Origin of the sequence: Nostoc sp. (assembly GCF_036917635.1) — a bacterium.
GTDB lineage: Bacteria > Cyanobacteriota > Cyanobacteriia > Cyanobacteriales > Nostocaceae > Nostoc.
In genome coordinates, this window is sequence record NZ_JBALCW010000008.1 from 169,380 (window position 1) to 188,493 (window position 19,114).

General features: G+C 41.6%; 16 protein-coding genes and 1 pseudogene. 10 read left to right on the forward strand and 7 right to left on the reverse strand.

Translation table 11 applies throughout. The features are described 5' to 3' along the window. The first annotated feature begins 4 nt into the window (after positions 1-4). The 4 genes from hpsU to V7K32_RS01745 all read left to right on the forward strand — a co-directional run bounded on the left by hpsU (position 5) and on the right by V7K32_RS01745 (position 3,510). Positions 5-595, forward strand: coding sequence for a hormogonium polysaccharide biosynthesis acetyltransferase HpsU (gene hpsU / locus V7K32_RS01730; RefSeq protein WP_334989757.1), 591 nt, complete (start codon positions 5-7; stop codon positions 593-595). 736 nt (positions 596-1,331) lie between these two features. After that, positions 1,332-1,631, forward strand: a complete 300-nt coding sequence (locus V7K32_RS01735) for a hypothetical protein (protein WP_334989759.1) — start codon at positions 1,332-1,334, stop codon at positions 1,629-1,631. Positions 1,632-1,672: 41 nt separating this feature from the next. Beyond that, complete coding sequence (locus tag V7K32_RS01740; protein WP_442938677.1) at positions 1,673-2,485, forward strand: PstS family phosphate ABC transporter substrate-binding protein; 813 nt, start codon at positions 1,673-1,675, stop codon at positions 2,483-2,485. Between the two features lie 548 nt (positions 2,486-3,033). Beyond that, entirely contained in the window at positions 3,034-3,510 is a 477-nt protein-coding gene (locus tag V7K32_RS01745) for a hypothetical protein (protein WP_334989761.1), read from the forward strand. Positions 3,511-3,567: 57 nt separating this feature from the next. Here the strand turns inward: V7K32_RS01745 and V7K32_RS01750 are convergent, their stop codons facing one another. Together V7K32_RS01750 and V7K32_RS01755 are read right to left on the reverse strand one after the other, a co-directional pair. After that, entirely contained in the window at positions 3,568-3,966 is a 399-nt protein-coding gene (locus V7K32_RS01750; RefSeq protein WP_334989763.1) for a nuclear transport factor 2 family protein, read from the reverse strand. Positions 3,967-4,004: 38 nt separating this feature from the next. Then, positions 4,005-4,172: pseudogene (locus V7K32_RS01755) on the reverse strand (alcohol dehydrogenase); the annotation flags it as partial. 58 nt (positions 4,173-4,230) lie between these two features. Here V7K32_RS01755 and V7K32_RS01760 point away from each other — a divergent pair. Both V7K32_RS01760 and V7K32_RS01765 read left to right on the forward strand, forming a co-directional pair. After that, positions 4,231-5,145, forward strand: a complete 915-nt coding sequence (locus V7K32_RS01760) for a DUF4437 domain-containing protein (protein WP_334989765.1) — start codon at positions 4,231-4,233, stop codon at positions 5,143-5,145. Between the two features lie 177 nt (positions 5,146-5,322). Further along, the gene (locus V7K32_RS01765; RefSeq protein WP_334989767.1) at positions 5,323-6,066 is read left to right on the forward strand and encodes a maleate cis-trans isomerase family protein; all 744 of its coding nucleotides are present in this window, start codon (positions 5,323-5,325) and stop codon (positions 6,064-6,066) included. A 47-nt stretch (positions 6,067-6,113) separates the two neighbouring features. On the opposite strand, the gene V7K32_RS01770 is transcribed toward V7K32_RS01765, so the two are convergent. Next, positions 6,114-6,908 (reverse strand): aspartyl/asparaginyl beta-hydroxylase domain-containing protein, encoded by a 795-nt coding sequence (locus V7K32_RS01770; RefSeq protein ID WP_334989886.1) that lies wholly within the window; start codon positions 6,906-6,908, stop codon positions 6,114-6,116. Positions 6,909-7,025: 117 nt separating this feature from the next. Between V7K32_RS01770 and V7K32_RS01775 the strand changes: the two genes are divergently transcribed. Beyond that, positions 7,026-8,495 carry an amidohydrolase family protein gene (locus V7K32_RS01775; RefSeq protein ID WP_334989769.1) on the forward strand — a complete coding sequence of 490 codons (1,470 nt, stop codon included), beginning with the start codon at positions 7,026-7,028 and terminating at the stop codon, positions 8,493-8,495. Positions 8,496-9,153: 658 nt separating this feature from the next. Here V7K32_RS01775 and V7K32_RS01780 read toward each other — a convergent pair. Next, complete coding sequence (locus V7K32_RS01780; RefSeq protein WP_334989771.1) at positions 9,154-9,453, reverse strand: protealysin inhibitor emfourin; 300 nt, start codon at positions 9,451-9,453, stop codon at positions 9,154-9,156. A 164-nt stretch (positions 9,454-9,617) separates the two neighbouring features. Continuing rightward, positions 9,618-10,697, reverse strand: coding sequence for a M4 family metallopeptidase (locus tag V7K32_RS01785; protein WP_334989773.1), 1,080 nt, complete (start codon positions 10,695-10,697; stop codon positions 9,618-9,620). Between the two features lie 885 nt (positions 10,698-11,582). On the opposite strand from V7K32_RS01785, the gene V7K32_RS01790 reads away from it, so the two are divergent. After that, positions 11,583-12,785 carry a HAMP domain-containing sensor histidine kinase gene (locus V7K32_RS01790; RefSeq protein WP_334989775.1) on the forward strand — a complete coding sequence of 401 codons (1,203 nt, stop codon included), beginning with the start codon at positions 11,583-11,585 and terminating at the stop codon, positions 12,783-12,785. Positions 12,786-12,864: 79 nt separating this feature from the next. Here V7K32_RS01790 and V7K32_RS01795 read toward each other — a convergent pair whose 3' ends face one another. Next, a complete protein-coding gene (locus tag V7K32_RS01795; protein ID WP_334989777.1) occupies positions 12,865-15,135 on the reverse strand; it encodes a RelA/SpoT family protein in 2,271 nt (756 codons plus the stop codon). A gap of 293 nt (positions 15,136-15,428) precedes the next feature. On the opposite strand from V7K32_RS01795, the gene patD reads away from it, so the two are divergent. Beyond that, a complete protein-coding gene (gene patD, locus V7K32_RS01800) occupies positions 15,429-15,782 on the forward strand; it encodes a heterocyst frequency control protein PatD (protein WP_334989779.1) in 354 nt (117 codons plus the stop codon). 254 nt (positions 15,783-16,036) lie between these two features. On the opposite strand, the gene V7K32_RS01805 is transcribed toward patD, so the two are convergent. Continuing rightward, on the reverse strand, positions 16,037-16,633 hold the full coding sequence (locus V7K32_RS01805) for a TetR/AcrR family transcriptional regulator (protein WP_334989781.1): 597 nt from the start codon (positions 16,631-16,633) through the stop codon (positions 16,037-16,039). A gap of 294 nt (positions 16,634-16,927) precedes the next feature. Here V7K32_RS01805 and V7K32_RS01810 point away from each other — a divergent pair, with 294 nt between their 5' ends. Further along, complete coding sequence (locus tag V7K32_RS01810) at positions 16,928-18,517, forward strand: DHA2 family efflux MFS transporter permease subunit (RefSeq protein WP_334989783.1); 1,590 nt, start codon at positions 16,928-16,930, stop codon at positions 18,515-18,517. Positions 18,518-19,114: the final 597 nt, after the last annotated feature.

Sequence of the window (19,114 nt, forward strand, 5' to 3'; positions counted from 1 at the left end):
ACTAATGACTAATGACCCTTTCGTAGATTTACGCAAATACGACCAATCTTGGTTTGATCGGGGGCGTCCAGCTTGGTATATTTTATTATGGTGGCTTGTACAAGCGATCGCCTTTCCCCTGACTCCTCAACCGTTAAATATTCTGCGTTGTGCTTTGCTACGACTATTTGGCGCTCGTATCGGCGAAGGCGTATTAATTCGACCCACCGCCCGCTTTACCTACCCTTGGAAAGTTACCATTGGCAACTACAGTTGGATTGGAGATAACGTAGTTTTATATAGCCTCGATCAAATCCACATCGGTGAACACTGCGTAATTTCGCAAAAAAGTTACCTGTGTACTGGTAGTCATGATATCCAAGACCCTGCCTTTGGGTTGAAAACAGCGAGTATCACCATTGACAATGGTGCATGGGTAGCAGCAGATTGTTTCGTTGGACCGGGAGTGCAAATCGGCGCTAATGCTGTGATTGGCGCTCGTAGTAGTGTTTTTACTAATATGCCTTCTGGGCAGGTTTGTTGGGGAAGCCCCTGTCGTCCTAAGACGGTTCGGATAAAATTTGATTCCCCCACAAACCCTGATTTGAGTGCGTAAATGAGCAATCGGACAAAAAGTTCCGCCCTTGGCTAAAAACTTTACTAAGCCGACCTACTTATTTGCAACCTACAACAATAAGTGGCTTTTTTATCCTTTTGGCAAAAAACTGTTTTGAGTATTAATCAATAATTAATTTTTTAAGACAAAATAAATCGTTATTTATAGCTTGAAATAACTCTCTAAAAATTTAATTAATCCATAACCAAAATTTAATCAAAATCTAACTCACACTTGTTTAATTTTATGATGAACTATAGAGCGTAGGTAGAATTGCAGTTTTAAATTTCTTACCAAGAATACTGTAGTTCCCTATTATAGCAACTGATGCTAAGTTAAAAAACATTTAATTTGCATAATCGAATTAAACATAACTCTTGTGGGGTAGGCCGAAAAGCCCGCCCAAGATATGCAAGTTTATTTGTGGGACAGCTTAATACTGGCATTTGTAGGGCAGATGTATTGGGAATCTTTTTAGAGCTTTAGAGGTTTCAATAACCAGATAATTACCATGACTCTTTACGGCTCTTAACACCTTCTTACATGTTTAAAGTTTTGCCTTGAATTTGCTATAACTCTATATTTTTAAGCGTTTTGTGCAAAGTTTTGATTTATCAATAACCTTTATTCATGCCAGTTTTTTGAGGTTAAATAAGGTTATTTATAATCATCAATTTGACACTTGATTTGGATTTGATATGCTGTTGAACCGAAGATTAATTTTAAGGAGCAAGACATGGGTTTATATACCGTTCGCTTGAATAATTTGACAAGTTCAATTTCTGTACTTGCCATCACAATCGGTTTAATAGTAGGCCAATCGGCTACTCAGAAATCTTTAGCTCAGACAGTAGGTAATGGTGTAGGTGCAAGCACTGTAAATCCTTTGTTTGTAGGTCTAAAAACAGTCGCTCCCGGCTTCACATTCACATATTCTCCAGTTGGTAGTGGCAAAGGGTTAAAAGCTTTTTTCACTCAAACCCCACCAGCAGGTACTCCTGGCCCAATCACTTTTGCCGCTATGACGACCCCGTAGCAGGAACAGAAACAGTTACTGGCGGTCGTGGTTACATCCAAGTGCCTGTGGTAGGTGTCGGAATCACATTAGCTTATAACCCTACTGGTCTGACTGTACCAAAAGGTGGAATTAAGCTTTCACGAGCTAGTTACTGTGGTATTTTGAACGGTAGCATCACAAATTGGAGCAATAAGAGCATTAGTGCAGATAACGGTGGCCAAATAGCACTCAATTTACCCATCAAAGTTGTAGTTCGTAGTGACTCAAGTGGTAGCACTTTTGTTTTAAGCAGTCATCTGAATATTGCATGTAAGGCTGCTGCGACTCCAGGTATTCCATCAGCTTATGTATGGAATAGAGGAGTGGGTAAAACTGTTAGTTGGCCAAGCAGTTTCATTGCTGCTACTGGTGTACCCAAGGCGATCGCAACTACTAAAGGTGCAATTGGTTATGTGGATAGTGCTACCCGTTTAGCTAATAAGCTACCTGCTGCACTCTTACGTAACAAGGCAGGTAATTACACTGCTCCCTCAACAGACGCAATTACAGAGGCTTTACTAGGTGGAACTGTTGTAAAATATGGTACTAATCCCAATAACAGGCTGATTAGAATCGATAATTTGAACGATCCAAGCCGTCCAAATGCTTATCCGATTTCTACAGCAACTTATTTCCTGTTTTATGACATATACTCAGATGCTACGATAATAAATGGGATTAAAACATTGACCACCTTGGCTTCGGAACCAGTTGCGGCTGATTTCGTTGCATCTCTCGGATATGCTCCTCTTCCCGCTTCCATTAAAACTGTGTCTACAGGTGTTGTGAATACTTGCGTAAATACTGTTTTAGGCCCTTCTCCTTGCAATTAAGTTAGAAATTGACCTAGCACCCTGTCGGACAATAGCTGTTAATTCTGTTTGCAGACTTTAACAGCTATCGGCGGCGTTGCTGAACTTACAGCATTTTTCAGGTATTTAGACCACAGATGAGACGGGGAGTAGGGAGTGGTGTAGTTCAATTACTTGAAAAGGGCTGTAAATAAGACTTATGCACTCAAGCCTGAAAACCTAGATCCCTTTTTAGGACTTACGCAAAAAGGCACTGAAAGCCTTAATTTCTCATAGAGGCAATTCATGAATTGCCCTTACATTTCGTACTTGATGCGTAAGTCCTACTTTTAATAAAAAGGGGGGAACTCTAAAGCGCCATTTTGGCGATCGTAGTACCGTTTTTACTAATATACTTTCTGTCCAGGTTTGTTGGGGAAGTCTCTGTTGTCCCAAGATGACTCCGATAAAACTTGATTCCCCGAAAAACCCGTAATTTTATAGATAAACATAAAATCAAAGTTTCCTCAAGCAAGATGGTAAGCAGCAATGATAGTATATTTTTACGGCTGCTCTAATCCTTGCTATTGATGAACAAACTATTGGATGAAACGCTGTCAATCAAAATTGCTGAACAGATAAACAGCAGAGCTAGCACTCCGTTTGATAATGCTTACAAAGCAGCATTATCCACTGAGGGAGCAAGATATATTCAGGGATTTTTAACTTTTGCTGGGAAACCATACAGACCGATTGAACACGGTTGGATTGAGATAGGCGACGCTTCCGATGTCCGCATTGTCGATCCCACATTACCGCACCTAAAGAAAAATCCCCAAGAACTCTGGTATTTTGCAGCACAAAGGCTGACCGTTAAAAAACTGAAAGCCATCATTGAAGAGTCAAAAGAAGATTATCCAGAAGATAATCCATTACCAATCTATGGTGATCCACCTTATGAATATTACGGTGATGTTATGTTAGGTGGTCAAGACTACTTAGCAGCATATCAAGCCGCAGAGGCTAAATGTAGAGAAATCAGCGAACTCAAACCTGAGAGTAACTAAGAAGAATGTATTAAATAATTCGGAATTACGAATTACGAATTACGAATTACGAATTATTTAATATGATTTACCATCACTGCCAAAGTATTCCCTATAGCTGCAAATTTTGTCTCCACGCACATCAAAAGAAACTGCTACCCGATTTTTGTAAGGCTGTCCGAACAAAAGCCCCTGATCCCGAAACTCAAAAACAGCCGTCGTTTCATTGCTCGTAACACGGTCTAGACTAGTCAGGTTCAAACCAGGACTGAATGATTCAGAAACGTACTCGAAAAATTCTCTAGCTCGTTCTTTTCCCACATTCAACCCGTGGAATTTTCCCATAGGAAACCAAAGGGTAAAATCTTCTGTGAGCATATCTAACAACGGTTCCCACTCTCGTGTTGCCATCCCATGCGTCAGATTATCAAATGCCTGTTGAGCAACTTTTAAAGTATTTTCTGAATCTTGCGTCATTTTCATCCCCGGCTGGATATAAATTAATACCGTGTTACTTAAAACCTCACCACCACTTTGCCACAATTCTGGCCACTGAGGAGATATTCTACAGCGTCGGGTATAGATTCTATGCCCTGAAACTGTGTTGTGTCAACGGCAACTTGAAGTTTGTCTGTGTAGAACAGGTTTAAAAGGCGATCGCGTGCTGCTATATATTCATAAAATCTCATATTTACTCGATAATAATGTTAATAGGACTTACAGACAGACATAGGTATTAAAATGAACAGTAACATCTATACAGCGCGCAAACATGTAGAAACTGAAGAATCGCTGAACTCAGTTCTTAATTTTCCCCAAGTGCCTTTGAATGTAGAAAACTTTTTTATTAGTCAACACGGTACTGCCCAGGTTCTATCAGTCAACCAAAGTACAGGTGAATCTACACAGCGAGTCGTCGTGAAAAAGGGTTGGAATGCAGGGATCGGTCATTTCACTACCGATGTGGAAATTTTTGTATTAACTGGCACACTTTGCCAGGGTGGGTTTAGACTACGCAATCTCAGTTACTCTTTCATCCCAGCTGGCATACCTACTGGCCCCTGGAAAACGGAAGAAGACGCCATTATCTTGTGGATGCCAAATGCTACCCCCACTTACATCACAGAAGACTACGCAAGCCTTGAGCAAATCCCCGAAACTTCTGTATATCATCTGAATATGCAGACCCATGAACGGATGACTGAGTATGTTCCTTTGCAAGAACTCCACGCTATGAAATGGGAAAGCACAACCTTTTTACCTCCTGGTTCAGCACGTAAAAGCCTGTATACCAATAAAAAAACCGGACGCGCCACATGGATTTTAGGCTTAGTACCTATGTGGACTGAAGGTAATTTCTATGCTGGTCATCCTACTACTGAGGAGGCTTATGTCATCTGTGGAGATGTGCTTGGACATTGGTCTATGAGCGATGATCCTTTTAATAGACGGTATACGGTAATGTGCAAAGATGGCTATTACTGGCGACCTGCACACATTCCACACGGCCCATTCTGGACAGAAAGTGGAGCATTACTTTTGTTTCGCACGAATGACCGCCTAAACTGTTATTGGATACTGCATAACCCAGATATTACTCAACAAGACCAGGCATCTCTCCAGGCTGCACTCGATCGCAACAAATCCGACTCTTGAAAATACAACCAGCAAGCAGGGTAATTAGGCGATCGCAATATACTCATCCCACAAGCAAAACAACCTTTAGACAACAAAGAATTTACTACGATTCAATCAGAATTTTTCATGATTTGGGGACAAGTTCATGTATAGTCAGTATACCTTGACATAAGCGATATCCACGGGTACTCTACAATGACAGATGCGTTAGGGTGGCGCAAAAAATTTGGCGTGCTTGCGCCCAGCACAAACACGATCGTCGAACCAGATTTTCACGCGATGGCGGTACGGGGTGTTACATCCCACATATCCCGGATTCATATTCGCGATCAAGACTTGAGTAGTGACGAAAAGATGGTGCGTATTCTGGAGCAGATCGACGAGGAAATTCTCTTCGCGGTTGATCGCGTGATGACAGCTGGTATCGACTACTTGATCATGGCAATGAGTGCCGAGACTTTTTGGGAAGGACTTAAGGGGAACAGAGCCTTCGTGAAACGGCTTGAGGATTATACTGGTCTGAAAGTGGCTGCGGGTGGCTCGGCGTGTCAGGCGGCTCTCGAAGCATTTAAAGTAAATAAGATCGCCGTCATCACTCCTTATCAGGCTGTAGCCGACGAGAGATTATGCGGCTTCTTCAGTGATATTGGGGTGGAGGTCGTCCGGCTGAAAGGATTGCGTTGTCCCACTGCAATAGCGATCGCTGAAGTCTCCGAAAATACTCTTCGCAACTATCTTCAAGAACTCGATGGTGATGATGTAGATGCGATCGTGCAGATGGGTACCAATTTAAGTATGCTCAGGCTTGCCGACGAAGCGGAGCGGTGGCTCGGAAAGCCGATCGTTGCCATTAACGCGGCAATCTGGTGGTATGCCTTACGACATAACGACATCCAGGATCGAGTCTACGGGTGTGGGAGACTTTTGAGAGAATTTTGAAAATGGCGAATTATCCTTCCTAGCCAGTTTGGAGATCATAATTAAGCTTATAAAACTTTATCCCACTCTAATTGATGAGCTAAACCATACTTGATAAAATCTTCTACTTTAGCTTTATCACTTTTACCAAAAACACCTAAGCTGTAAGGATTATCTTGCATCCGTTGTGTAACTTGCTCTTTCTCAAATCGGATAACTTCTTCTCTAGGTTTATCTGGTTTAAAAAAGTCTACAACCAAAACAGTTCTATCATAATTAGTGTAATTATGCGGACAGTGTGGATAGCTGTGATCTAAAACCAGAAATTTTCCTTCATGCCAATAAAGTTGATCGTGGCATATTTTCATCGCCACATCTCCCTCTGGCACGATTAATCCTAAATAGCCACGATTCATATGAGGGTTATAGTTCACATGCAGCTTGATATCCAAGCCGGGATGGAATGTACCAAAATACACATTTCTGATGATTTCATCATTGCTAAAGTTGACTTTTTCTATTACTTTAGCCAAACTTGGAAAATATTTTTTTCTTAATATAAGTGATTGTTGTGATGCATCATCTGTTCCATAATCAGGATATTGTATTTGATGCGCCTGAATATATTTTTCAATAAACATACCTTGAAATAAAATACCAAAAGCACTATATTTTGCATCACCCTTGGTTTTAATCGTTTGGTTTTTAGGCCCCAAAACCTCATAAGTTAATTTTAACTCGTCATCAGATGCATTCTTAATAAAGCGTGTAAACTCATCTCTAATAACTTGCCAGTTATCTTGAAAACTTTTGAGGAAAGTAAATTCTTTTGGGTCTATATGATACTCATTAAAACTTTCCATTGTCTTTTTTCCTGAAGATGATTTCATAAAAAACTGTTATATAATGATAGGATTTGGTCTTCGTCCCGATTCGATGTTGGAATTCCTGACTAAACTCATTTTAGTGTAAGGTCTACTGTGTCTGAAACTCCCGTATTAGATAAAATTATCAAAAATGTGCGGGTAGTTCGTCCCCATCAGGATGCAATCGAACTACTCGATTTAGGCATTAAGGATGGAAAATTTGCTCAGATTGCCTCTAATATTAGCCCAGACACAGGTAAAGAGGTATTTGATGGCAAACACCTGTTAGGCTTTCCTGGGGTCGTGGATGCCCACATGCACATCGGTATCTATCAACCTCTGGACAAAGATGCTGTAACTGAAACCAAAGCAGCCGCAATGGGAGGCGTGACTACCAGCCTGAATTACATCCGTACAGGGCAGTATTATCTTAACAAAGGCGGCTCCTACCGCGATTTTTTTCCAGAAGTGTTGGCATTATCCGCAGGTAATTTTTTTGTAGATTACAGCTATCACATCGCACCTATAGCTAGCCAGCATATCGGCGAAATACCTTTATTGTTTGAAGAACACGGTGTCTCTTCGTTTAAAATCTTTATGTTTTATGGCGGATATGGGTTGCATGGTTTGTCAGACCAGCAAAACCTCTTCTTGATGATTAATAAAGAAGAACGGTATGACTTCGCCCATTTTGAATTTATTATGCGTGGTCTAACTCGCTTGATGGAAAAACATCCAGAAGCGCGAGATACTATCAGCTTGAGTTTGCACTGCGAAGTTGCAGAAATTCTCAACGCTTATACCAAAATAGTTGAATACGATTCTAGTCTTAGTGGATTACACGCTTACAGTGCAGCACGTCCTCCTCATTCTGAAGGTTTAGCAATTTGCATTGCTGCTTATTTGGCGCATGAGACTAACTGTGCAAATATCAATTTGTTGCACCTAAGTTCGCGTAAAGCAATGGAAGCAGCTTTGACTATGCAAACTGCTTTTCCTCATATCAATTTTCGGCGAGAAGTTACTATCGGACATTTGTTATTAGATGTCGATACTCCTAATACAATTTGGGCAAAAGTCAACCCTCCTATTCGTCCCCGTGCTGATGTAGAATACTTATGGCAAGCAGTACTCAACAATCAAGTAGATTGGATAGTTAGCGACCACGCTTGCTGTTCTGCTGAACAAAAAAGAAGTGCTAAAGACTCGGATAATATTTGGTTAGCAAAGTCTGGTTTTGGCGGTACAGAATATTTACTTTCTGGTGTATTTAGTGAAGGTAGCAAGCGGGGGATGTCTTACAACCATATCGCTAAGTTGTTGTCTTGGAACCCATCGCGGCGCTTTGGTTTGTTAGAAAAAGGCGATATTGCTATTGGCTATGATGCTGATTTAGTATTGGTAAATCCAAATGAAAGCTTTGTGGTACGTGCGGCTGAGTCTGAGTCACAACAAGGTTATACACCTTTTGAAGGAGTGGAGTTAACTGGAAGGGTGAAGAGTACTTTTTTGCGGGGAAATTTGATTTACAATAACGGACAGGTTTTGGGTTCTCCTATTGGGCGCTATTTAAAAAGAGTATAGATTTTTAAACATTTGTATTGTCCAGAAACTCTATAAGTACCTTTGGGAGCATCCCAATTTTGGCTTAAATCTTTTCCCTCAGCCCCTCTCCCATCATATGGGAGAAGGGAGACATAATTCTAGTTCCCCGAATCTCAAAGATGGGATTCGGGGTTAGGGGATGAGAGCTATCAAGGTTTTTGCACCTGACGGGATGCTCTTAGGGACTGACAAATAAAAAAATGTTCCAAAACTGACGCAAAAACTCTCTCTATTTCTTCTCTCTGCGTTCTCTGTGCGGCAGTCGCTCATGGGGGAAACCCCCAAGACCGCGCTGCCTTGTCTCTGTGGTTCGTTTATTGGAATAATTTATTTCTTGTCAGTCCCTTACTACCTTTGATATTTCTTCAGGTATCTGTTCATCATACAGATGATTCCATCTGGAAACTGCACAACTTTAGCGTGGGGAATTGCTTGTGATAATAAATATGTCTAAAAAAGCTCGCTTGATTAGTTTATTCATAAACTAATCGGCATTTAAGTTGCATAATCAGGGCGCTCATGTTGCCCACCCCACAGGATATTGATAAAATTTTGATATGCAAATTAGATGTGTTTTAGCTTAGTACCCTGAGAAATTTAGGATTTATATCAACCTTTATTTAACTTCTTTAGCAAATTACCTTTTTTGTGCTATCTTCTGTAACCATTCAATTAAGGATCTTAAGGTTCCTGGCAATACTGCCTCACTGACAGTCACTGTATGCTGCTTACCGTTATCTTCTACTGTTAACTTATACTGAAAGCGATCGCTCTGAGGATTTGGCGAAGTAATATGTTCAGGTAGCCCAAATAAATCAGCAACTTCCACCAGTCGCGCAAGTGTGCTGGCTTCGTTTGGCAAAAGAGTGTCTGTATCAATGGTTGTTTTCTTGGTAATCCCAGCAAAGCCGCCCGTGCGTTCAAAGGATATCTGCATTTTTTTGCTCTCCGTTGCGCTATTTAGTTAGGAGAAATACAAAGACTGGGAGATAATAGTTTTCACATCCCAGTTTAACTTCTAACTCTTAACTCCAAACTCCTAACTTCTAACTCTTAACTCCAAACTCCTAACTTCTAACTCTTAACTCCAAACTCCTAACTCTAAATAACTCCTACCTTTTGCCAAGCATTCTGCACAGCTTTTTGTTCATTACTGCCATTACCATAGAGTTCACCAGCAATTTGAATGGTGACACTGGCAGCTTTTTTAAAATCTGCTTTGGCATTCAAGCGATCGCGTAAAGCAATATACCAGATTTTACCAACTGTTTGCCAAGCATAACCACCAATGTCAACAGCTGCTAAATAAAACGCATAGTTAGGGATTCCTGAGTTGATATGCACCCCGCCGTTATCATCAGTACCAGTATATTTATCTTTCACATGGGCTGGTTGCGGATCTTTACCTAATACTGGGTCATTGTATGCTGTTCCTGGTGCTTTTAGCGATCGCAGGGCAACACCTTTAATAGTTGGTACCAAAAGACCTTGACCAATCAGCCAGTCTGCATCTTGTACAGTCTGGTTTTTGGCCTTTTGTTTCACTAATGAACCAAAGACATCAGAAAACGACTCATTCAAGGCCCCTGGTTCACCGTAATACTGTAAACCCGCTTGATACTGGGTTATACCATGAACTAGTTCATGCCCAATCACATCAATTGACTTTGTGAAGCGTTGAAACAGTTCTCCGTCGCCATCACCATAAACCATTTGGTCGCCGTTCCAAAAGGCATTGTCATATTTAACGCCATAATGCACGGTGGAGTCTAAACGTAGTCCTTTGTCGTCAATGGAATTGCGATCGAATATCTCATGAAACAAGTCATAAGTAGCACCCGCCGCATCGTAGGCTTCATTCACTGCGGGATCGCTGCTAGGAGGGCTTCCCTCACTACGCACCAGTGTACCAGGGAGTTGCTGTCCATTTTTACCATCGTAGATGGTGCGGCGCTTTTCACCAGGAGAAGGCGCAAAGGAGATATTACCTACAATGTTTCTCCGTCCCAGAAATTGTGCAGAAATATTTAATGTATGAAAAGCCCAAGTACGCTGCTGGGGATTGCCATTCACCACGATATTTTTTAGTATATGAGGTGGGATAATACAACAAATAGGGCATCTAGAGTCTAGCGATCGCTCATACTTTAACCCAGCTGATTTCTTTTTATTTCGAGCCATCCAAGATATTCTCCTTTTAAAATTAAATATTGACAAACAAAGGAGCAAAAAAACGAATCCAAATCGCGTGTTCCTGGTTTGTTTTCTGAAAAAATTTTCTCCTCTGTACTCTCGGCTCGGTCTGTGGAGGATTGATAGTACCCCGTGAGGGTACTATTGATGTAAAAATATTCCATAAAAACACAAAGCAAGCTTAATTACCGCAAGTCTCAGCCAAAATCCTTGTGTGAGTTAGCAAAACCTCCTTTACAGACCTAATGCGTTTATATATCAATACAAGTTAAGCAATTTTTTCCTTCTCTCTGTGTCCTCTGCGCCTCTGTGGTAATGCCTCCGGCACGCTCCGCGAACGATAAAAAAACGACTTTGACAAAGAGTGGTAGCCTTAACTGAACCGTATTGGTTTATATATTAATTCTGATTAAGGGAAATAATGTTATTTATTGCTGTTTTGTTACTATCAATCTTTTCATCGTATCGGGGTAACAGTTGGACATACTTTATCAAACTTTTATAATTTTATAACTCGCCCAATTTAGCTGCTGTATCACTTAGCCACCTCAGAATATATAACGAATAAAAATCTAAGTTGTTTTGGGATGTCCGGAAAAACTAATAGATGCGATTAATCTCGTCTCTGCAAAATATAGATATATAAATACACTAATAATTTTAATGGTGTTGAGTTGTAGTATTATGTCTGTAGCACAACCTATCTTGTGAAGCGATCGCTCTGGCGTTGATAGTAAAATAAGCTGAAGTAATTAGTTTAGCAAGAAGCTGTATTTTCCCTACCCTCTATCTTCTGTAAGGTGTGAACTTGACATTAAACGTACTAATCTAGCTATAGTGGAACAGCCTTTGCTGTGTTTGGTTGGGCAAAAGATGGATTTTAGTCAGACTTTAATTGCAAAAAGTGATGCCATTCTCGATCAATGGGTAGAAGCGGTTTACCAAGATGAACAAATTCAAGCTACTAATGAACTTACTTTCAATGCTGTACGGGATAGCTTACCCCGCGTTTTGAAAGCATTAGCAACAGTACTTTCAGAATCTGAAACGAGCGATTTGCAGACAGTAGTAGATGCAAGTTTAGAACACGGTACACTCCGCGCCCAACAGGGATTTGAACCAGCCGAAATTGCGCGAGAGTATCGTTTACTCCGGTTTGTGATTTTTTCCTTTTTAGAGGAAGATTTATTACAGGTATCTGCACAAGATGTGCTAAGGACTGTTCGCCTGATTGATACAGTAATTGATGAAGCGATCGCGCGTTGCTTTAACAGTTATACTCAAGGACGATTACAAGAGCTTAAACAAGTCCAAAGTCAGTTGCGCTTGACTAACCAAGAACTAACTCGTTTGGTTCGCGCTAATAAAGATAGTCTCTCTCATTTGGCTCATGAACTGAAAACGCCCCTCACTTCAATCATCGGTTACGCAGACTTATTTCTGCGCCAGCAGCGTAAACAATCAGATATCAAAGATACCTATGGAAATCTTGAAAGTATCGAGCGAGTTCTCAAGAGTGGTAGACTTCTTGTGCGGTTAATTAACGATACTTTAGAAATTTCGCGCTATGATGCCGGACAGATGAAATTGCAGCCGACTTTAAGCGATGTGCGTAGTTTAATCAACTTTGTTTTAGAGATGATTGAGCCATTAGCGCGTGCTAAAGAATTATCCTTGGTTGTTGAATGCGATCGCGCCCCAACTCAAGTTACCACAGATCCTCTTCGGCTTCAGCAAATTCTCACAAATCTGCTCAGTAACGCAATTCGCTACACAGAATCTGGTTCAATTCATTTAAAGTGCTGGACGGTATCTCCACAGCAGTGGTCTATCTCCATTACTGATAGTGGTATTGGTATTTCTTTAGATGCTCAAGCACAAATCTTCAATCCTTATTTTCGGGAAGTAACTTCTCCCCAAGTGCAAAATTCTGATGGTACAGGATTAGGTTTAGCAATAGTCTCTCGATTTGTTCAGTTAATGGATGGTGAAATTAAAGTAGATTCAGAGTTAGGAAAAGGATCTACATTTACTGTAATTTTGCCATTAGAAGCCATTGCCTATAACCAAGGCTGACTATTTCAGCGAAATTTGAAAGTAAAATCGCAACTTAAATTGGTGCGTTACACTGCGTTAACGCACCCCAAAGGCTTATCTACTCGTCAATTTGACCAACGCGGCGGATATTCAAAATGTCGCTCATTTTCTTAATTTGGACAAACACTTGCTCTAATTGCGAGCGATCGCGTATATCTATTCCTAAGTCCATCAATGCAGGTTGACCAACACAGGTTTTCACTTGAGCATGGCGGACATTAATTCCTTGGTCACTCAACCGTGACAAAATATCCTTTAGTACCCCTACGCGGTCAAGGGCTTCAATTTGAACATCTACTGGGTACGTATGCGGACGACCACTATTTTCGGCGACTGGGTTCCATCTAACTGGTACTAAGCGCTCATACTCCACAGTTTCCAGATTATTGCAGCCTTGGCGATGAATCGAAATCCCCCTACCTCGCGTCACCACACCAATAATCGGTTCGCCAGGAATCGGGGTACAACACCCAGCTAAATAATACACCAACCCCTCTACCCCTATTATTGGCGAATCAGTGGAGCGCGAGATAGTTGCAGGTGCATCTCGCAAAGCTTTTGATGTAGTTGCTTCTTTGGGAATAAATGGCGAGACAGTGGAAACTGGTTGTTGTCCCTTCGCCACTTCTCGCCAACGATTTAGCACTAGGTTCAACGTTACTTCTCCGTAACCCAAACCGGCAAGTAAATCGTCCACACTGTGGTAATTACACTTTTCGGCGACAGTCTCCATTGCATCCGACTTCAGCAAACTATCAAAACCAGTTTTACCGAGTTCCTTTTCTAACAATTCCCGTCCACGAGCGACATTTTCTTCCCGGCGCGATCGCTTGTACCATTGTTTTATCCGATATTTCGCCGCCGAAGTTCTGACAAAGTTCAACCAATCCAAACTCGGATGGCTGTTCTTTTGGGTAAGAACTTCTACAATATCGCCATTGTGTAGCCGTGTTGACAGTGGCACCATTCGCCCATTCACCCGCACCCCTGCACAATGGTTTCCCACTTCCGTATGAATCCGATAAGCAAAATCTATACTCGTAGCTCCAGGACTTAAAGGAACAACATCCCCCTTAGGGGTGAAGACATAGACATCATCTTCAAATAAATTATCTTTGATACTATCAAGATATTCTTGTGCATCCTTGAGATCGCTTTGCCATTCCAGCAATTGCCGCAGCCAAGTAAACTTGTCATCCGTCCCTGTCAAATGGCTAATACTAGAACCTCCTGTTTCTTTATACTTCCAATGGGCGGCAATCCCGTACTCAGCGATATGATGCATTTCAACTGTCCGAATTTGCACCTCTAAAGGACGGCCAGATAGTCCAATCACCCCAGTATGTAACGACTGGTAACGGTTAGGTTTTGGCAGTCCAATGTAGTCTTTAAATCTCCCAGGAATTGGGCGAAAAGCATCATGAACCACCGCCAACGCCCGATAGCATTCCTCATTGCTTTGAACAATAATCCGCAGCGCCGCCAAATCGTAAATTTCATGAAATTCCTTTTGCTGGCGGTGCATTTTTTGGTAAATGCTATAAAGGTGCTTGGGACGGCCGCTAATATCTTGAAAGCGGATTCCGGCTTGCTGCAAACGCTCTTGCAACATGTTCGTAGCTTTAGCCAATTTCTCTTCTCGCGCCGTCCGTTTTTCAGACACAAGCTCTTGCATTTGCCGAAAAGCTTCCGGTTCCAAATACTTAAAAGCCAAATCTTCCAGTTCCCATTTAATTCGCCAAATCCCCAAGCGATTGGCTAAAGGTGCAAAAATATCTCGCGTTTCCTGGGCGCTGCGGCGACGGCTGGCCTCTGACATGTATTGTAAAGTTCGCATATTATGCAAACGATCTGCCAATTTCACCACAATTACCCGAATATCTTGGGCCATTGCCAAAAACATCCGCCGGAAGTTTTCGGCTTGACTTTCGGTTTTGCTGGTGAAATTGATTTTAGAAAGCTTGGTGACACCTTCAACCAATTGGCGCACTTCTGGGCCAAAGTGTTCTTCTATTTCTTGACTTGTGACTTCTGTATCTTCAACGACATCATGAAGAAATCCAGCTGCTATCATAGCAGCACTGCCTCCCAAGTCATGCAGCAAGTCGGCTACAGCGATGGGATGAGCGATATATGGTTCTCCCGATTTGCGGTATTGACCTTGATGCAGTTGGAAAGCAAATTCAAATGCGCGACCAATTAAGACTGCATCACTATGCCTTCGGTCATCTTCCGGTACGCCGCTACTTGTAGATGACTCCTTTAAACATTTTTTTAACCATTCGGGAATGGTTAGACCAACTGATGAATTTATAGCTAAACTGCTCATACAATTAGGTTTGGATAGGATCGGTAGATAAGTGAATGATAAATAAAACTGGCAGCATCAACTTAAGTTGATGCTGTCGCCCAGAGACGGGTAGAAAAAACAGTGTAAGGATGATTTTCCAATTGCCGGTGGTAGTCATCCAATTTGAGTTTCAAGCATCATAAAGAAAATCCATTGATGGCAAACAAAGCCCCAAATCCTGATTTGAGGCTTTTAGTGCTGATAAGTCTAAAAGAGAAGTTTATTGTAGAAGAAAAATTACTTGACATTAATACTATCTTAACTACCACAGGATGTCTTTAAATCGTGATAAATATTTGGCACTCGTAACCTTGCTAGAGCAATTACGTTCCGATGCCACAACTACCCAAATTGTTGCACCCGAATTGCGGCGGCGTGTAGCCTCGTTGCAGCAATTCTTTGGAGAGCAGATTGTGCCTTTGGCTGATGAAAACTGGCGAGTGCAGTCTTATCAAACTGAAATGAGCAAGCAATTGCGCCTGTTGGCAATAGATGTGATGTTTTTGCAAGGAGCGCGGCAAGCATCTACTGCACAAACGAGACTTCAGACGATTAGCGATCGCTTGACCACTCTCATTGAATACTGTAATGCCATCCTGCAACCAGAAGCGGAAGGAGAAAAATAACAATTGTTCACCTTTTTCTCTAATTTCTCCATCATCTCATTTATGAACTATAATGGAAAGTTATTTTGCTAACAACTTGAAAATGGGCATTGGGCATTGGGGAAACACTTACTCCAACTTCCCTTCTGGTTCCTTACTCTCCTGTTTCGTTGTCTCCAATAGACATCTCCATAAATTAATTATGCGTTACCTGAAATCCTTGTAGAGACGCGAAATTTCGCGTCTCTACATCTTTTTCGGAAATGCCCCATTCCCTAATCCCCATGCCCCACTCCCTTCATAAGAAGATTTATTGTGCGTCGCATATACGCTTCTACCGGCTCGGTTGTGGGTTTGAAGATCAGTGCATAATATAGTGACCCGCTCACAAGGTCAATAATTAAGTCTACGTCTGCATCCTTGTGAATTTCGCCTCTAGACTTGGCACGCTCAAGTACTTTAGAAAAGGCTTCACGTCGGAGTTTTGTATATTTTGTCCAATAAACCAAGGCAAACTGAGGATTGCTAGACGCTGTACCAATTATCAAGGTGAGTGTCTGACGACCAAGGGGACTATCTATTTTTTTGGCGGCATTATTTATTAAGATATCCATGTCTCCCCAAAACCTGCCAGTATCGGGGATCGCTAAATCATCTCTCAAACTTTCTATCGCGTCTGCAACTAGCTCCTCTTTGGAAGTGTAACGCCGATAGATGGTCGTTTTACCAACTCCAGCCCGAGAAGCGATCGCTTCTATACTCATGCTTTGATATCCTACCTCTGCAAGCAGATCCAAAGTCGCTTGCACAATAGCCTGATCGGCGTGGATGCTGCGTGGTCGTCCAGAGGGGCTGTTGATTTGCTTACTCATAAAATATCATCCCCAAGCAATATCTTGTTAGCCATTTGCTTCTAGCTTTGGGCATATAACATCGCCTATAGGAAACAAATAAGCCCTATAACCCAATTCTCATGCATGAAAACAGTAGCAGTGACCATCCATCCTTAGCATAGGTATTTCTGCCACTTTTCATTGGATTCTCCCTTGACCGTTTTAATATGATACGCTACCGTAACGTATGTATACAAAATTTAATTTTAGCTTTGGCGTCAGTGTCTCAACCAAGGCATTGCTTGACATTTCGCAAATATTATTTACGTAAGAATGGCTACTAATATTAAAAGTTCTAGTTTTGACCAATTTGGTTATGTCCACGGCCCATTGAAGTGGGCGATCGCTTTTACGGCTTCTCTTGGTGCCATCTTAGAAGTAATTGATACTAGTATTGTTAACGTAGCTCTTACCGATATCCAAGCGACTTTGGGTGCAACTGTCAGTGAAGTAGGTTGGGTAGTTAGCGGATATGCGATCGCTAACGTCGTTTTAATTCCCTTATCTGCATGGTTGGGAGATTACTTTGGTCGTAAAACCTACTTTATTTTCTCACTGATTGGTTTTACGATTTCCTCGGTTTTATGTGGGCTGTCCTTGAATCTACCGATGTTGATCGTTGCCCGAATTCTCCAAGGTTTATGCGGTGGCGGCTTGCTAGCGAAAGCCCAAGCGATTTTATTCGAGACTTTTCCTCCAGCTGAACAAGGTTTAGCGCAAGCAGTCTTTGGTGTAGGTGTAATTGCTGGCCCGGCAATTGGCCCAACCTTGGGAGGATTCTTAGTAGATGGTTTAGGCTGGCGCTGGATTTTCTTTGTTAACATTCCCTTTGGGATCATTGCAGTAGCGATGTCTTTGGCGTTTTTGCCAAAGAATAAGGAAAGGAACGACACCCAAAACCAAGCTGTTGATTGGTGGGGAATTGGGTTTTTAATCGTGGCTGTGGGTAGCTTGCAAACTGTATTAGAAGAAGGGGAGCAAGATGACTGGTTTTCTTCTAGTTTTATTGTCACTCTGGCGATCGTTGGTATTATCGGCTTGGGGTTGTTTATTTGGCGAGAACTGAAAATAGATCACCCGGCTGTAGATTTGAGAGTTTTGCGTCACCGTTCTTTAGCTGCGGGAAGCGTTCTCTCAGCAGTCGTGGGTATGGGGCTTTATGGCGCACTCTTTGCTGTGCCAATATTTGCTCAGAGCGTGCTGCAATTTACGGCAACACAAACAGGATTATTATTAGCACCTGGGGCTTTAGCGTCTGCGATCGTCATGGTTTTATTAGGCAAACTCTCTAGTATAGTTGATGCCCGATTTTTAATTGCAATGGGCGCTGTCGGCTCATCTGGAGTTATGTTTCAATTGGCAGCAATTACCCCACAAAGCGGGACAGACGATTTATTTTGGCCATTGGTATGGCGCGGAGCTTTTACTGTGTTGATGTTTCTCCCTTTGAGTTTGGCAGTTTTAGGGCCACTACCCAAACAAGATGTTTCTGCCGGTTCTGGTTTCTACAACCTAACCCGACAACTAGGTGGCAGTATCGGCATTGCCCTACTTACTACTCTGCTTGACCAAAGACAGACTTTTCATCGAGCCATCCTGTTAGCAAAACTTAGCCCTTATGACCCAGAAACCAATCAGCGTCTCGACTTGCTCAATGGCGCACTCCAAAGCCAAGGCATAGATGCGGCAACAGCACAACAACAAGCACTAGCTTTATTAAGTCAAACAGTAAATACTCAAGCTGCTGTTTTATCTTATGCAGATTGCTTTCGAGTCGTAGGGGTAGGGTTCCTTTGCTCATTACCTCTGTTATTATTCCTGGGCAAAGGCGGCGCAGGAGCGAAAGCGCCAATCGGTCACTAAATAATCTGTCAAGTTTAAATTTAGGCGATATAAGTAAGTGGGCGCAAATAATCATTACTGGCTCGTAGTTGCGCTTTAGCGCTAAAGCACAACTACGAGCCAAATACAGAGATTTTACTTTTCCTTATATAGTTTGGTTTTATCTTGTCTACCTACTTACACGGATTCATCTAGATGAAAAGCAAAAGCCCCACTCAGTTTTGAGCAAGGCTATGTGAAGTTTTATTGCTAAAATTAGAAATCTTTAATCTTAGAAAAAGTTCATTATTGTAATTATGCTAACGCTGGTCAACATCATTAAAGCGCCCATGATCATAGATTCGCCTAAACGGCTGGGGGTTTTTGAAGTGTTCATTTAAGTAAAATCCTTTTTATTAATTGTTCCTTAACCATATCAAAACCAGTATAAATATCTATAAAAGCATTGTAAAACTTAAATTTACGTAAAGTTTCTTAGTAATTACTTAATTTATACTTAAATATTTTTACTTATGATTCGTTATTCTCCTAGTCTCCCCAATACCGTTCGGTTAAGGAATTTCTTGGTTGAGACAGTTTGGGGGACAGGTCGGGAAGAGAAGAATTACTCAACAATAA

Excerpts from the sequence above, each read along its gene's own strand:
- V7K32_RS01750 (WP_334989763.1), bottom strand. The coding sequence starts at position 3,966 with ATGACGCAAGATTCAGAAAATACTTTAAAAGTTGCTCAACAGGCATTT.
- V7K32_RS01745 (WP_334989761.1), top strand. The coding sequence starts at position 3,034 with ATGAACAAACTATTGGATGAAACGCTGTCAATCAAAATTGCTGAACAG.
- V7K32_RS01785 (WP_334989773.1), bottom strand. The coding sequence starts at position 10,697 with ATGGCTCGAAATAAAAAGAAATCAGCTGGGTTAAAGTATGAGCGATCG.
- V7K32_RS01790 (WP_334989775.1), top strand. The coding sequence starts at position 11,583 with ATGGATTTTAGTCAGACTTTAATTGCAAAAAGTGATGCCATTCTCGAT.
- V7K32_RS01780 (WP_334989771.1), bottom strand. The coding sequence starts at position 9,453 with ATGCAGATATCCTTTGAACGCACGGGCGGCTTTGCTGGGATTACCAAG.
- V7K32_RS01765 (WP_334989767.1), top strand. The coding sequence starts at position 5,323 with ATGACAGATGCGTTAGGGTGGCGCAAAAAATTTGGCGTGCTTGCGCCC.
- patD (WP_334989779.1), top strand. The coding sequence starts at position 15,429 with ATGTCTTTAAATCGTGATAAATATTTGGCACTCGTAACCTTGCTAGAG.
- V7K32_RS01760 (WP_334989765.1), top strand. The coding sequence starts at position 4,231 with ATGAACAGTAACATCTATACAGCGCGCAAACATGTAGAAACTGAAGAA.
- V7K32_RS01810 (WP_334989783.1), top strand. The coding sequence starts at position 16,928 with ATGGCTACTAATATTAAAAGTTCTAGTTTTGACCAATTTGGTTATGTC.
- V7K32_RS01770 (WP_334989886.1), bottom strand. The coding sequence starts at position 6,908 with ATGGAAAGTTTTAATGAGTATCATATAGACCCAAAAGAATTTACTTTC.
- V7K32_RS01795 (WP_334989777.1), bottom strand. The coding sequence starts at position 15,135 with ATGAGCAGTTTAGCTATAAATTCATCAGTTGGTCTAACCATTCCCGAA.
- hpsU (WP_334989757.1), top strand. The coding sequence starts at position 5 with ATGACTAATGACCCTTTCGTAGATTTACGCAAATACGACCAATCTTGG.
- V7K32_RS01805 (WP_334989781.1), bottom strand. The coding sequence starts at position 16,633 with ATGAGTAAGCAAATCAACAGCCCCTCTGGACGACCACGCAGCATCCAC.
- V7K32_RS01735 (WP_334989759.1), top strand. The coding sequence starts at position 1,332 with ATGGGTTTATATACCGTTCGCTTGAATAATTTGACAAGTTCAATTTCT.